General features: G+C 31.5%; 13 protein-coding genes. 5 read left to right on the top strand and 8 right to left on the bottom strand.

The features are described 5' to 3' along the window. Positions 1–526 precede the first annotated feature (526 nt). Positions 527–1909 (top strand): hypothetical protein, encoded by a 1383-nt coding sequence (locus A2255_05555; GenBank protein ID OGI22871.1) that lies wholly within the window; start codon positions 527–529, stop codon positions 1907–1909. Positions 1910–2054: 145 nt separating this feature from the next. Here A2255_05555 and A2255_05550 read toward each other — a convergent pair whose 3' ends face one another. Beyond that, complete coding sequence (locus A2255_05550) at positions 2055–2363, bottom strand: hypothetical protein (protein ID OGI22870.1); 309 nt, start codon at positions 2361–2363, stop codon at positions 2055–2057. A 428-nt stretch (positions 2364–2791) separates the two neighbouring features. On the opposite strand from A2255_05550, the gene A2255_05545 reads away from it, so the two are divergent. Both A2255_05545 and A2255_05540 read left to right on the top strand, forming a co-directional pair. Beyond that, positions 2792–4042 (top strand): hypothetical protein, encoded by a 1251-nt coding sequence (locus tag A2255_05545; protein ID OGI22869.1) that lies wholly within the window; start codon positions 2792–2794, stop codon positions 4040–4042. Between the two features lie 160 nt (positions 4043–4202). Further along, positions 4203–4712 carry a hypothetical protein gene (locus A2255_05540; GenBank protein ID OGI22868.1) on the top strand — a complete coding sequence of 170 codons (510 nt, stop codon included), beginning with the start codon at positions 4203–4205 and terminating at the stop codon, positions 4710–4712. 57 nt (positions 4713–4769) lie between these two features. Here A2255_05540 and A2255_05535 read toward each other — a convergent pair whose 3' ends face one another. From A2255_05535 to A2255_05505, 7 genes are all read right to left on the bottom strand, one after another. Next, complete coding sequence (locus A2255_05535) at positions 4770–7214, bottom strand: DNA gyrase subunit B (protein OGI22867.1); 2445 nt, start codon at positions 7212–7214, stop codon at positions 4770–4772. A 303-nt stretch (positions 7215–7517) separates the two neighbouring features. Then, entirely contained in the window at positions 7518–8123 is a 606-nt protein-coding gene (locus A2255_05530) for a hypothetical protein (protein OGI22866.1), read from the bottom strand. An 8-nt stretch (positions 8124–8131) separates the two neighbouring features. Next, on the bottom strand, positions 8132–8665 hold the full coding sequence (locus A2255_05525; protein OGI22865.1) for a hypothetical protein: 534 nt from the start codon (positions 8663–8665) through the stop codon (positions 8132–8134). Positions 8666–8759: 94 nt separating this feature from the next. After that, positions 8760–9137: a hypothetical protein gene (locus tag A2255_05520; protein OGI22864.1), complete on the bottom strand. Its 378-nt coding sequence runs from the start codon at positions 9135–9137 to the stop codon at positions 8760–8762. A 28-nt stretch (positions 9138–9165) separates the two neighbouring features. Further along, positions 9166–9522: a hypothetical protein gene (locus A2255_05515; GenBank protein OGI22863.1), complete on the bottom strand. Its 357-nt coding sequence runs from the start codon at positions 9520–9522 to the stop codon at positions 9166–9168. Positions 9523–9778: 256 nt separating this feature from the next. Beyond that, positions 9779–10087 carry a hypothetical protein gene (locus A2255_05510; protein ID OGI22862.1) on the bottom strand — a complete coding sequence of 103 codons (309 nt, stop codon included), beginning with the start codon at positions 10085–10087 and terminating at the stop codon, positions 9779–9781. A 137-nt stretch (positions 10088–10224) separates the two neighbouring features. Beyond that, the gene (locus A2255_05505; protein ID OGI22861.1) at positions 10225–11112 is read right to left on the bottom strand and encodes a hypothetical protein; all 888 of its coding nucleotides are present in this window, start codon (positions 11110–11112) and stop codon (positions 10225–10227) included. A gap of 142 nt (positions 11113–11254) precedes the next feature. Between A2255_05505 and A2255_05500 the strand changes: the two genes are divergently transcribed. Both A2255_05500 and A2255_05495 read left to right on the top strand, forming a co-directional pair. Further along, positions 11255–12523 (top strand): serine--tRNA ligase, encoded by a 1269-nt coding sequence (locus A2255_05500; protein ID OGI22860.1) that lies wholly within the window; start codon positions 11255–11257, stop codon positions 12521–12523. A 180-nt stretch (positions 12524–12703) separates the two neighbouring features. Beyond that, positions 12704–13777: a hypothetical protein gene (locus A2255_05495; GenBank protein OGI22909.1), complete on the top strand. Its 1074-nt coding sequence runs from the start codon at positions 12704–12706 to the stop codon at positions 13775–13777. The last annotated feature ends 125 nt before the right edge of the window (positions 13778–13902 follow it).

Genomic DNA, 13902 nt, shown 5'->3' with positions numbered 1-13902 from the left:
AAGAATTAGATCAGTATTAAAATTATAAAAGACTAATATTTCATTATAAATTATTAAAGTGTTAGATTGGGTTATTCTTTGCGTTGTTATATAAATATTTTGTGATCGAGCACTAGAAGTAAGATTTGTAAATAATATGTTAGGAACAATCCCTGTCATTGCGAGGAGGCAAAGCCACAGTGACATTGTCAACAATCTTTCTTTAATATACAAAATCATTGATAATATGTTTGTGCCTCTGGCACCGTGGCAATCTATACAGTGCGCTATTTAAGATTAAAGTTATACATTGGCAAGATCCTCACGTCGCTTCGCTCCTTAGGATGACAGTTTGGGAGATTTTAGCATATTATTTGTCGATATACACACTAGTTTTCACCAATTATACAATTATAACCAAGTACTTATTAGTTTAGTCATATGGTTATACCTATATCAGTTATTGTTGGTTGTTTATCCGTTATGATACTGTTATTACAGGCAATAGAGCCATTTTGCCCGCAAAACGTTCTAATGGAGTTGTAGAATGAATATTACTGATAATTCTAGAAAAACAAAGGTATTACTGATTCAACCTTCCCAAATAGATGATGATGGAAGTATAAGAAAAAATACCAAAGGTTTATTTCCAAGGTTAGCCTTGCCACAACTTGCAGCAATAACCCCAAATGAGTTTGAAACCAGCATTATAGATGAATTTATTGAAGATATAAATTTTGATGCAGACATTGATTTAGTAGGTATTTCTACAACTACAGCTCAAGTTCCAAGAGCTTATCAAATTGCTGAAGAATTCAGAAAAAGAGGTAAAAAAGTTATTTTTGGAGGAATGCATCCTTCCTTATTACCTGATGAAGTTCAATTATATGCTGATAGCATTCTTATAGGTGAAGCTGAATACTTGTGGAAAGAAGTTCTAAGTGATTTTAATCAGGGAATATTAAAACCAAGGTATGAAAATACAACAAGCATAGACTTAACAAATATACCGTCTCCAAATTTAAATAAACTTTCTTTAGATAAATATGCTGTTCTATTTAAACCCATACAAACAACCAGAGGTTGTCCTTATAATTGTGATTATTGTTCAGTTACAAACTTTTTTGGAAAAACTTACAGGCATAGATCTATAGATGATGTAGTCAGAGAAGTTGAAGCTCTTGATTCAAAATACATTTTTTTCGTTGATGATAATATAGCTGCAAACCCTAAAAGAGCTAAACAGTTGTTTAAAGCGCTTACTCCCTTGAAAATAAAATGGACTTCACAATGCTGCATGAGTATTATATATGATGATGAAATGCTTGAGCTTGCAAGAGATAGCGGTTGTATCAATTTAATGATGGGGTTAGAGAGTTTATCTCCTCAAAGCCTTGAAACAGTGAATAAAAAATCCATTAATAAAGTAGATGATTACTTCTATATGGTGGATAAGCTTCATAAATACGGCATTACCTTAATGGCTTTTATGATTTTTGGCTTTGACTTTGATGATGAAACTGTTTTTGATAAAACATGTAAATTCGCTGAAGATGCAAAAATTGATTTTCCCTGCTTCTGGATTTTAACCCCTTATCCTAATACACCTCTTTTTGACAGAATGGAGTCAGAAGGAAGAATTATTCAGCGAGACTGGTCTAAATACGATTGTAATCACGTTGTATTTCAACCCAAACTAATGTCTCCTAAAACATTACAAGATGGTTATAATTATGCCTGTAAAAGGGTTTATTCCATTCCTAGTATTATGAAAAGATTTATTCTCCCTTCTTCATTTACCCCAACATTCAATAGAGCAAAAAGTCTTTTAGGTATAATGCCGCCTTTACTTACACAATTAAAGTTATTTAGGGAAGGCAGTATTAGAAAATGCTTCCTGGCAGCAAAATATAGTTCACATCTAAATTAAAATAGTAGTGCTATAACGTAAATTGATAGCTTTAAATTAAGTCTATCTGTTTCAAAGACTACAATCTGTAACTTAAATTAGGTGATATTATCACCAAAAAATAAGCTTCCTTATTAAGGAAGCTTATTTCAAACATTTTAAAAATTTATGCAAGTAAATTTAATTTTTTATCTTCTGATAAATTTTCTTTTCTCAAAGTTAAACCAGCAATAATTTCTGATGCTACACGTAATTGATTTTCTTTTTTGTCTAAATGTTCTTTAACAGTGTTTACACTCTTGTCTTGCAGCCATTTTTGAACCTTGCCTGAATCCTGATTTTCTACAAGTAATTCTTTTGTTCCAGGGTCATAATCTAACAACCTGGCAACTTCCACATTGTGATCTTTGTTTTCTTTCACAATAGTAGTGTTTTTAGGTAAAAAATAAGCCTGATTTCCCCTAATAGCTTCCATTCTTACTTTAACTCCAATAACCCTCGTTTATAGTTACCTATCTATTCTACACTAATTTTAAAAAAAATTAAGTATATGAATGTACTACTTTTTATAATTTTTACAAAAGTCTACATAGTGTAAAAAATTAATCAGGTATAAATTATTAGAAGAATAGGCTTTTTTCGCTTAAAATAAGCTTAATAATTTAGCTGATAGATGAATTTTAAAATATTTTAATTTGTTTATAATTTAAAATAGTTGGGAGGTACCGAAATTAGTAGTAGGCGCCTCCCAATGCTTTATGTAAAATTTATTCTGTCAGGTAATAGCCAGATGTATAAATTATTATAGACTCTTTACCTATTTGGTTTTTAAAATTATTTGAACATGGGATAACTTCATAATATGATCATAAAACTAATTAATAGTATAAGGAGTTTGAAAGAATGAAGGGTAAAAGATTAAAAATTCAATTATTATTGCTATTGCTTATGAATTATTTCACTTTTGCCTTGATTACTAATATTCCTGGTATTTTACTGCCATTTTGGAAAGAAGATTTTGCATTAAGCAGTACTTTGGTTAGTTTTCTGGGATCAGCATTCTTTTTAGCATATGGTTTAACCTCATTACCCCAGGGAATATTGCACGATAATATTGGAAGTAAGAAAACCTTGTTATGGGCAGTTTCACTTGTGCTAGTTGGTTCTATGATATTTGCATTTATGCCGAAATACGAAGTTGGATTAATTTCATTATTTATAATTGGAATTGGGGTAACAGCCCTTCAAATAGTTGGAAATTTATTAGTAAAAAAAGTGGATGATAATCCTGCTAAATACTCTCGTAATTTAACATTAGCTCAAGTTTTTTGCGGAATAGGCGGGGCTGGTGGTGGATTCCTTATTGGTTATTTAATTAAAGACCTTGGATTTCAGTGGACATCCATATATTTTATTTTCGGAGGTTTAGCTCTGTTACTTGCGGTATTTGCATTAACCATTAAAATTCCTGAAACAGCTGTAGAAGCGGGTTATTCTAAACCTACTAAAGAAGATTATTTAAAACTTCTTTCAAATCCCTTAATGTTTCTTTTTGCTTTAGGAATTTTTATTTACGTGGGTATTGAAGTAGGCATTGCAACCTGGATTTCAACATTTTTAATGGAAAATCGAGCCGTTGATATCTTGTTAGCTGCTAAAATAGTATCTTTATATTGGATTTTTCAATCAGTTGGTCGTCTTATTGGTGGTTTTGTTTTAAATTATTTGCCAGCACCAAAAGCTTTAATAGAATATGCTTTAGCAGCTTTAGCCTGCTTAATAATTGCTGTAGTAGCTCCAACAGCAAATCTCTCTATGATAGGATTTATAGCTGTTGGTTTTTTCACTTCAATTATGTTTCCAAGTATATTCTCATTAGCCGTTAATTCCTTTGATAAAAGACAGGAAGGAACAGTGGCAGGAATACTTTGTTCAGCTATAGCGGGTGGTGCAATAACTACACCGGTTATTGGTTTTATTTCAGCATTAACTAATTCATTGACATTGGGTTTATTGGTAGCAGGTACAGTATCCTTCTTGTATATTGCCCTTGTTGGAATAACAACTCTAAGAAAGCCTGTTTTAATTCCTGTGGATTCAGGGATTACAGAATCAAACATTAATCCTGAGGTTAAAGAAGAAATCACAGCATAGTTCAGCAAAGAATTTGAAGAATTTTCATCAAGAAAGATAATTTTTCTTACATAAAACTATAAAGATCTTCATAAAATAGCAACAAATTATATTAATGGGTTTTCATGCGAAGTAAGATAAAGAATAATTACTAAATATTAAATTAAACGAGGTAATAGAAATGAATATAAGCTCATTTCTCTCCACAGCTAAAAACACATCTCTTGGAATTTCAACAGCTTGTATGATTGGAAGGCCTATAATTACTATGTCTAATAATAAAGTTCCTATTGAAACCAGGAAATATACAGCAACAAGAGAGTTTTTCACGGAGCTTTTTAATATACCTATTATATATTTATTTGTATCAGCTGCAGAAAATCTCGTTTCTAAGCTTGTAGCCAACCAACAAGGAATAAAAGATTTTTCTAAAGAAATGCTGGATAAAATAAGATTAACTGAAATGACTAAATTGGGAGTTCAAGATCAAAAAGTGAAAACAGCTCTATTGCTTACTTCATTTGTTGGAACAGCTGCAACAGTAGCTGTTATTACGCCATTATTAAATAATGCCTTGTTAGGTAAAATTATTGATCGTTTACCAATGGGCAAAAGTAAAAAGCAAGAACAACCTTCTCAAGTAAATGCAAATGTTTTTGAAAAGTTTAATAAGTTAAAGCTAAATGGATAATTAAAATAAATAAAAAGAGCCTTGATTTAATCAAGGCTCTTTTTGTATTTTAGAATATTAAGTATCGATATTTTTAACGTAAACAGCATTTGATTCAATAAACTCTCTTCTTGGTTCAACTCTTTCACCCATAAGAATATCAAATAATCTGTCACATACAATAGCATCTTCGACAGTAACCTTTAAGAGAGTTCTGTTTTCAGGATTCATTGTAGTTTCCCAGAGCTGCTCAGGCATCATTTCTCCAAGACCTTTAAATCTCTGGATATTAAGACCTTTTTTACCTCTTTCCTCAACTATTCTTCTTAGTTCATCAAACGAATTAATAGCTATTTCTGCTTTATCATCTAATACAAGATTTAAACTCTTTTCTTCTTCTAAGAGGAAAGATCTAATTACAGGATATGCTTCTTTAATTCTATTAAATTCAATACTGTTTATAAGTAAAGAAGTAATAGAACCAGGCTCTTCAAAATTAGAAGAATCTATAAATATACTATTTTTGCTTGTTTCAGTATCAACTTTAACACCAGCTTTATAGTCTAATTTAGCAACATTATAATTTGCTTCATGATCACGGAAGTAATGATTAAGATATTGTGCAATTTCTTCAAGTTTTTCAGCTGATTCGAAGTCAGCTACTGTAATACCAGAACCTATTAAACCTCTTATTACAATTTCAGGCGTGCCATTAATAACTGGATTTCTAAATGAATTATAATAATTAGACATATTGGCAAGCAATTTAGCCAAATCATCACCCTGACAAGATTTGTTTTTCTTGGAATCAAATAAGAATAAACCTGATATTCCACGATCTCTTAAAAGCTTGTCTAATGCTCTGTCATCGTATAAATATTGTGATTGCTTACCAACAGTAACTTTATAAAGAGGTGGTTGTGCAATATATACATATCCATTTTCAACTAATGGTCTGGCATATCTAAAGAAGAATGTTAGAAGTAATGTTCTAATATGTGCTCCATCAACATCAGCGTCTGTCATGATGATGACTTTATGATAACGGAGTTTCTCCATATCAAATTCTTCTTCATCTTTACTAATACTTATTCCAAGTGCTTGAATTAAAGATTGAATCTCATTATTGTTATAAATTTTATCTATTCTTGCTCTTTCTACGTTAAGTATTTTACCTCTAAGAGGAAGAATAGCCTGGAACATTCTATTTCTTCCTTGTTTAGCGCTTCCTCCAGCGGAATCACCCTCAACTATATATATTTCGCACTTATCAGCTTCTCTGCTACTACAATCAGCAAGTTTTCCCGGTAATGTGGAGTTTTCAAGAACACTTTTTCTTCTTGTAAGCTCTCTGGCTTTTCTTGCTGCTTCTCTTGCACGTGATGCTTGAACTGCTTTTTCTATAATAGCTTTTCCACATTTTGGATTAAACTCAAACCATTCTTGGAGTTTTTCTATTATGACTCCTTGAACAATGCTTTGAACCTCACTATTACCAAGCTTTTCCTTAGTCTGTCCTTCAAACTGAGGTTCAGGAACTTTAACACTGACTATAGCTGTCAAACCTTCTCTAACATCATCACCAGATAAATTATCATCATTTTCTTTAAGGATGTTATTTTTTCTTGCGTAGTCATTTAAAGATCTTGTAAGAGCATTCCTAAGTCCGGTAAGGTGTGTTCCACCGTGATGGGTATTAATATTGTTAGCAAAGCTTAAAATTGTTTCACTATAAGCATCAGTATATTGAAATGCTACTTCAACATAAACATCATCTTCAGACTTTTCAATATATATTTCAGGATGAAGAGTTACTCTATTATTGTTTAAATACTCTACATAACTAGCTATACCACCTTCAAAATGATATATCTCTTCTGATTCTGTTTCTTCATCAAAAAATATAATTTTCAAACCTTTATTTAAGAAAGCCATCTCTCTTAAACGACTTGAGATTACATCTCTATCTATGCTTGTAGTTTCTTTAAATATTTCCGGATCTGGCCAGAAGGTTGTTTTTGTACCTTTTTTATCTGTCTCTTTTGTTTTTGTGACAGGTGTATTAGGTTCCCCTCTTAAATATGTTTGTTTATAAACCCAGCCGTTTCTGGAAACTTCAACGACCATTTTTTCAGAAAGTGCGTTTACAACCGATGCACCAACACCATGAAGTCCGCCAGAAACTTTATAACCGCCATCGCCAAATTTTCCTCCGGCGTGGAGTACAGTATGTACAATTTCAAGAGCGGATTTTCCGGAATCCGGTTTTATTTCTGTTGGAATACCTCTACCATTATCTTCTACAGTTACACTTTCATCTTTATGTACAATTACTTTAACTTCTGTACAATAACCGGCAAGAGCTTCGTCTATAGAATTGTCTACGATTTCGTAAACTAAATGATGTAAACCTCTTTGACTTGTTGACCCGATATACATGCCAGGTCTTAATCTAACAGCCTCTAAACCCTCTAATACACGTATATTACTGGCATCATAAGTCTGAGATGTTTTTTCAACCATTGTTTATAGCCTCTGTTTTCTTAAATTCCGTATAACTGATTTATAAAAAAATCTATTACCCTACACTTAATTTTAACATACATCGTTGTTTTGGGCCAATGTAACTTTACATATCACTCAACAAAGTCTGCAAAATCGAGAAAAACGTATTTATATGGAATACTTTAAACCTCTAATTAATTCACAATTAGTGTATAACGAAAAAAGACCCTCTACAAGCTTTTTATCGTTAGTATATGTTTTTACGATATTACAATTCATTATAAAGACAGTGGAAAAATACTTATTTCTTAAATAAGGATATTAATAAAGTTTTATCCACGAAGTTCCTGGTGATACCAGATTTAAGGAAGGTAATATAAAAGCAGTTTTATATTCATCATTATTAATTCTTTTTAACTGATTTAATAATCTTGTAGCTTTGCGTTGATATTTTAAATTTTTCAGCTCTTCTTTCTTTTTTTGAATATCTTCTTTTAATTGAGCATATTTTTTCTTACATTCATCAGACCATTCTTGGTAGGCACATCCAGGAGCAAGAACAAGAAAAGGAGAATCAGGAAAATCTCTGCATAGTGAGGGTCTATCTTCGTAAATCATACAACTGTTATTATCAGCAAGAAATCTACAATAATAAAAAACTATATTATCTGCATTAACTTTGCCGCATTTCTGTTTTTGAAGAACTTCGAGATTTTTCTCAACAACTCTCTCATTTAACTTTCTCACATCTTCAAGACTTGAATAAGGAATAAATATGGACAAATAATCTCTTGCAAATTCATCATTTTCAGCAGCTTTTTTTAGTAAAAGTACTCCTGGGGTTGAAGGCGAAGAAAATCTGCAACAATTGCCTGTTTTTTTACATTCAGGAGAAGTAACATCTAATAATTTTGACCATTTATTCATAAATATCTCTAATATTTATTATATTGCTGAATTTTTGTACTACTGATTGGAATATAACCTGGAATAATTACTATTTTTTTCCCTCCGGGAAGTTGAAATTCCAGTCCAAATAAAACAGTTTTATATTGATAAGATAATTGTGTAATAACCCCCCTTGTTAAAGGGTTCCTATAATCAATAACAAACCTAATTAGTGGTTCTCCGTTTGGTGCAGCACCACTTTTATATTCATATGCAGCAAAAGGTTCTTCGGATTCATTATCTAGAATGATTTTTGAAGATGTTGATAAAATGTCTGAACTTAATCCCAATGATGATAAACGAGATGCAACATAATCAGCTGCTTTATCAGCTGCGGTATTTTGACCTCCTGAAAGAGGAATATATTCATCAGTAGCAATAACAGCTGATTCAAGAGCTATTTGTTGAACAGCTTGAACATTTCTCCAGAATAAAGCATATTCTATTATTCCAAATAATAAAACCAGTAAAATAGGTATTACTATTACAAATTCTATTAAACTTTGCCCTTTTGTTCTCATTTTTTCTTTCTTAATCCGTCTGTAGTCCTATATGATTTATAGTATCAGATTTTATATTAGCTGCAATTATGTAAAAAAATTATTTTGATGATGCCTAGATCGTAAAACGGAATAACCCTCTAAGCCAACCCCAGATTGTTTTAGAATTAGGAATTAATGCCATATCATAATATTTATCATAGCTGTTGATTATATTTCTTGGGATTTCTTTAGCATCTCTAAGTAAGAAGGCTATCATTTCCAAATACTCGTCTTGTTCTCTGGCATATTCTTGATCCGTTCTGTTTTTTTCATCTGCTTCATAATGGACTAAGGCATGCCAGGCACATTGTATTGAGGGATCCGTAATATCCGGGGGAAAAAGCTGTATTGCTTCTCTTACACATAATGTTTTTAGGATAACTTTGAAAATTAATTCTGACACCAATTTTCTTGCTTCAATAATAGATAAAATTTTCTCTTTTTTTCCCATATTATTTTATATCATTGAAAACGAATAATTATCTAGTGGTGACAAGTAAATTCTCGTCTTTAACTTTCTCAATTGCCCTTAAAAATTCACTAAAATTATCATTATAATAGCGTTTTAATAAATTTTTAATTGCTGTTTCACCTGCTGATTCTCTTGAAATTTTAGATCTGTAACAATATTTCTTACCTTGTTTAACTCTTGTAACAAGCTTCTTTTCAACAAGGCGATCTAAAACCGTTTTTACAGTTGTGTATGCCCATTTTTTATTGTTTACATTTATTTTAAACTGGATATTAGCAACATTTATTTCTTCATGATAATTTTCTTCTAAATTCCAGAGAGCATTTAAAATGATATTTTCAAGATTGCCCTGTTTTGTGTTCATGGTTTAAATTCTCCAGACTTGTATATATAATAGTATACGCTTTTTTGATAAAAAATACCTATAAAAAAGTTATATATTTTTAAATTTTTTACAAACAATCAATAAAGAGTTTTATTTATATTTTACTAACTCTAATTACCAAATCTCTAAAAGGCTATTATTGTTCAATAATCAACATCAAAATCCAAAATTTCTATAAAAAATAATTTATAAGCCAATATTAAAAATGTCTGGTTATTTAACCAGACATTTTTAACTATCTATTACTAAAAGCGACAGGATCGGGGTCAAAGCCTACTTCTCTTGGACCAAAATTAAAACTCGATGAAGACGATTGAGATTTTGTGGAAGAATTTCTTGAAACAGACCTGTCTCTGTAGATTATTAATCCATTACTTAATTTAACCATTTCATAACTAGAGTTGTTTTCTGGTTCATCGCCGCTTACGTTTTTTTGTAAATTACCTGTGTTTACTATTGAAGTTGTACCACAACCTGTAATAATAAAGGTTGATGCAACAATAATACATGTTATAACTTTTAATTTAAACCATTGCCATGTCATAGCAACCGGCCTTTAAGTCTTTTATCTTTATTTAAACTTTCAATATTAAGTATAAACCTTTTCATGCTAAAGTTCAACATACTAAAGTTAGAAATTTTTAACTAAAATAAGTGTATTTAGAATACTTATAAGTAAATTTATTCATTTATAATGTTGAAATAAACATCTTTTAATCTCTTTTTGCTCACATGAGTATAAAGTTGAGTAGTTGATACGTCACTATGACCCAGAAGCTCTTGAACAACTCTTAAATCCGCCCCATTTTCAAGTAAGTGAGTAGCAAAGCTATGCCTTACAGTGTGTGGAGTTATATGTTTATTAATAAATTTACCCAGGTTTCTTATTATGTTGTAGACTTCCTGTCTTGTAATTTCCGTGCCATTTTCCGTAAGAAAAAAAGAGGTTTTATTTAAGTTATATTTGCGTAAAATGAAATTTCTTTCTTTTAAATAAACATTTATAGCTATTTTGGCCTCTTCTCCAATAGGGACAAGTCTCTCTTTTGAACCTTTTCCAAAACATCTTACATAATCCTGTTCAAGGTTTACATTGGAAAGCGCTAAATTAACCAGCTCTGATACACGTAAGCCTGCTGCATACAATAATTCAAAAATTGCTCTATCAAGACTTGTAAGGTTCTGAGAAAGGATGTTATTAATCTCGTTTGTTGTTAAAACTTTTGGCAAATGTCTGCTTAATTTTGGTTGTTCAAGAGTAAGGGTTGGGTCATGATTTATCAATTCCTGCGATATCATCCACTTAAACCAACCTCTTAATGAGGCTATTTTTCTAGTTATACTGGTTGGAGCATATCCGGAATTTCTCATTTCTCTAATGTAAGAATTAACTATAGAGCGAGTTATATTTTCAAAGTTATTAATATCGTTTTTATCAAGAAATCCAATAAAAGAGGTCAAATCTCTTCTGTAAGCCTGTTCAGTGTTATTTGAAAGACCTCTTTCAATAAAAAGATACTCAATATATTCAGATAAATAGTCAAAAAAATTGTTCGATATTTTTGTCATTAACTTTTCTCAAGTAATTTAAACTTTTAGCTTTACCTGACAAAATTCTAAATCCGTTTCTTAAATAGGTAAAGTTTATTAAGTTTATATTATAATTGTGTGATAAGAGTAAGAATCTGGAGAAGAATAGAAAGAGTTTGGCATGCTAGATATAAGACTTATCAGAGAAAATCCGGATAAAGTTAATGAGCTTTTAAAAAGACGAAATCCCGAGTTATCGATAGATAGCGTAATTGATATAGACAAGCAAAGAAGAGAAGTTCAAGTTAAAGCTGATAATTTAAGAGCTGAAAGAAAAAAGCTTTCACAGGAAGTTGGAGGCTTAAAAAAAGCCGGGCAGGACACAACGGAGCTTCAAGAACAGGTAAGAAAAATAGGTGAAGAAATAAGACAATTAGAGGTTTTAGAAGCAGAACTTAATGAAGCTCAAAGAGATATGCTTCTTGGAGTTCCTAATATTCCGGCAGAAGAAACACCAGTAGGTGTTTGTGCAGAAGAGAATGTGGTAATTAAAACTATAAGCGAAGCTCCAAAGCCTTCTTTTAGAATTAAACCTCACTGGGAAATAGGTCTTGATCTTGACCTTATTGATTTTGAACGTGGTGTAAAGATAGCAGAATCAAGATTTACTATTTATAGAGGAGCTGGAGCAAGACTTGAAAGAGCAATTATAAACTTTTTCCTTGATCTTCACACAAGAGAGCACGGATATACTGAAATATTACCTCCTTTTCTTGTAAATGCTGCATCCATGACAGGAACAGGACAGCTTCCAAAGTTTAAAGAAGATATGTATAAATGTGAGGGAGAGGATCTTTATCTTATTCCTACAGCAGAAGTGCCTCTTACTAATATTTATATGAACGAAATACTTAGAGAAGAAGATCTTCCTCTTTATATGACCGCATATACACCTTGCTTTAGAAGAGAAGCTGGATCAGCCGGTAAGGATACAAGAGGACTTATAAGACAGCATCAATTTAATAAAGTTGAGCTCGTTAAACTTTGTACTCCTGAAACAAGCTTTGAAGAACATGAAAAATTAACAAGAAATGCAGAAAAAGTTCTTGAATTATTAGAACTTCCATATAGAACAATCCAATTATGTACGGGAGATATAGGTTTTAGTGCTCAAAAGTGTTATGATCTTGAAGTTTGGATGCCATCATCTGAAGGTTATAGAGAAATTTCAAGCTGTAGTAACTTTGGAGACTTTCAGGCCAGAAGGGCTAACTTAAAATATAGATCCAAAACAACAGGAAAGCCTGAATTTATGCATACTATTAATGGTTCAGGATTAGCAGTAGGAAGGACTTTTGCAGCTATTCTTGAAAATTATCAGCAAGAAGATGGCTCTGTTAAAATACCAAAAGTATTACAATCATATTTTGGTAGTGAAATTATTCGTTAACTTATTTCTGATTATCAAAAATATGGCTTCAGTAAATCCAGGAAATAATGTAACATGTTTCCTAGATTCTTTTTTGTAAAAACAAACTTATTGATTCATAAAAACTGTCTGGAGAAAAATTTTATGAACATCGAGTCAGAAATAAGAGAACAGGAAAATTCATCTTTTCAGCCATTTGATATTGAAGCATTTCTACAATTATCTGTCAGTCAGGGAATTTCTGATGTGCATCTCAGAATCAATGCGCCTCCTATGGTCAGGAAAGATGGAATTATGATGAAAACGAAATTAGCTCCATTAACTGCTGAAGATATGAACCAGGTAATTGAGAAAATTGTTCCTCAAGAAGTGCGCGCTAAAATAAGTACAAATTATGATGTTGATTTTTCTATAGAAATGCCTGGGGTTTCCAGATTTAGGGCTAATATTCTCCATGATTTGGGCAAAATTGGAATGGTTCTAAGGGTTGTTCCTTTTGAGGTTCCTTCTATAGAAGCTTTATCTTTACCACCCGTATTAAAGAACTTTACAGGATTAAATAATGGTTTGATACTTGTAACAGGGCCTACAGGTAGTGGTAAAAGTACAACTCTTGCTTCAATACTTGATTATTTAAATCAAAAATATCAAAAACATATAATCTCTCTGGAAGATCCTATAGAATTTATCCATACAAATAAAAAATGCATATTTACTCAAAGACAACTTGGAATAGATACCGATAGTTTTCCAAATGGCTTAAAATATGCGTTAAGACAAGATCCGGATATAATATTAATAGGTGAAATGAGAGACAGAGAAACAATATCAAGTGCTCTTAAAGCAGCTGAAACAGGTCACCTTGTATTTTCCACTCTTCACACGACAGATGCTGTTCAGACAATAAACAGAATTATTAACGCTTTTGAGCCTCACGAAAGGGAACCTATCAGATTGCAAATAGCAGCTACATTACAAGGAACTATTGCCCAAAAGCTTGTAAAACGTGCTGACAATAAAGGACGAATTCCTGCAACAGAACTTTTAGTTGTAACTCCTGCAGTAAGAGATTATATTGCAAGAGATGAAATAGAGAAAATCTATGAACTTGTAAAAGCAGGTGATTATAATGGCATGATGAGTATGAATATATCATTACTAAGACTTGTACAGACAGGATTAATTACTCAAGAAACAGCTTTACAGTCTTCAGATACACCTACAGAAATGGAAATATTACTTAAAGGTGCTTATCACGGAGTTAATAATTCATAAATAGATTTACATAAAAAGGCTTGAGATAAGCTCTCAAGCTTTTAATAGCCCGTCTATTAAGCTGGGTTAGTTGAAACTGTTTTACAGTTACAGAAAATTTTATTTATTTTATTCACAGTTCTTTC

The organism is Candidatus Melainabacteria bacterium RIFOXYA2_FULL_32_9 (assembly GCA_001784615.1).
In the GTDB taxonomy this organism is placed as follows: Bacteria; Cyanobacteriota; Vampirovibrionia; order Gastranaerophilales; family UBA9579; genus UBA9579.
Note: the sequence above shows the minus strand (reverse complement) of the source record. Positions and strands in the feature narration are given on the sequence as shown.

Coding starts and splice junctions, on each gene's coding strand:
- A2255_05555 (OGI22871.1), top strand. CDS start 527: ATGAATATTACTGATAATTCTAGAAAAACAAAGGTATTACTGATTCAA.
- A2255_05550 (OGI22870.1), bottom strand. CDS start 2,363: ATGGAAGCTATTAGGGGAAATCAGGCTTATTTTTTACCTAAAAACACT.
- A2255_05545 (OGI22869.1), top strand. CDS start 2,792: ATGAAGGGTAAAAGATTAAAAATTCAATTATTATTGCTATTGCTTATG.
- A2255_05540 (OGI22868.1), top strand. CDS start 4,203: ATGAATATAAGCTCATTTCTCTCCACAGCTAAAAACACATCTCTTGGA.
- A2255_05535 (OGI22867.1), bottom strand. CDS start 7,214: ATGGTTGAAAAAACATCTCAGACTTATGATGCCAGTAATATACGTGTA.
- A2255_05530 (OGI22866.1), bottom strand. CDS start 8,123: ATGAATAAATGGTCAAAATTATTAGATGTTACTTCTCCTGAATGTAAA.
- A2255_05525 (OGI22865.1), bottom strand. CDS start 8,665: ATGAGAACAAAAGGGCAAAGTTTAATAGAATTTGTAATAGTAATACCT.
- A2255_05520 (OGI22864.1), bottom strand. CDS start 9,137: ATGGGAAAAAAAGAGAAAATTTTATCTATTATTGAAGCAAGAAAATTG.
- A2255_05515 (OGI22863.1), bottom strand. CDS start 9,522: ATGAACACAAAACAGGGCAATCTTGAAAATATCATTTTAAATGCTCTC.
- A2255_05510 (OGI22862.1), bottom strand. CDS start 10,087: ATGACATGGCAATGGTTTAAATTAAAAGTTATAACATGTATTATTGTT.
- A2255_05505 (OGI22861.1), bottom strand. CDS start 11,112: ATGACAAAAATATCGAACAATTTTTTTGACTATTTATCTGAATATATT.
- A2255_05500 (OGI22860.1), top strand. CDS start 11,255: ATGCTAGATATAAGACTTATCAGAGAAAATCCGGATAAAGTTAATGAG.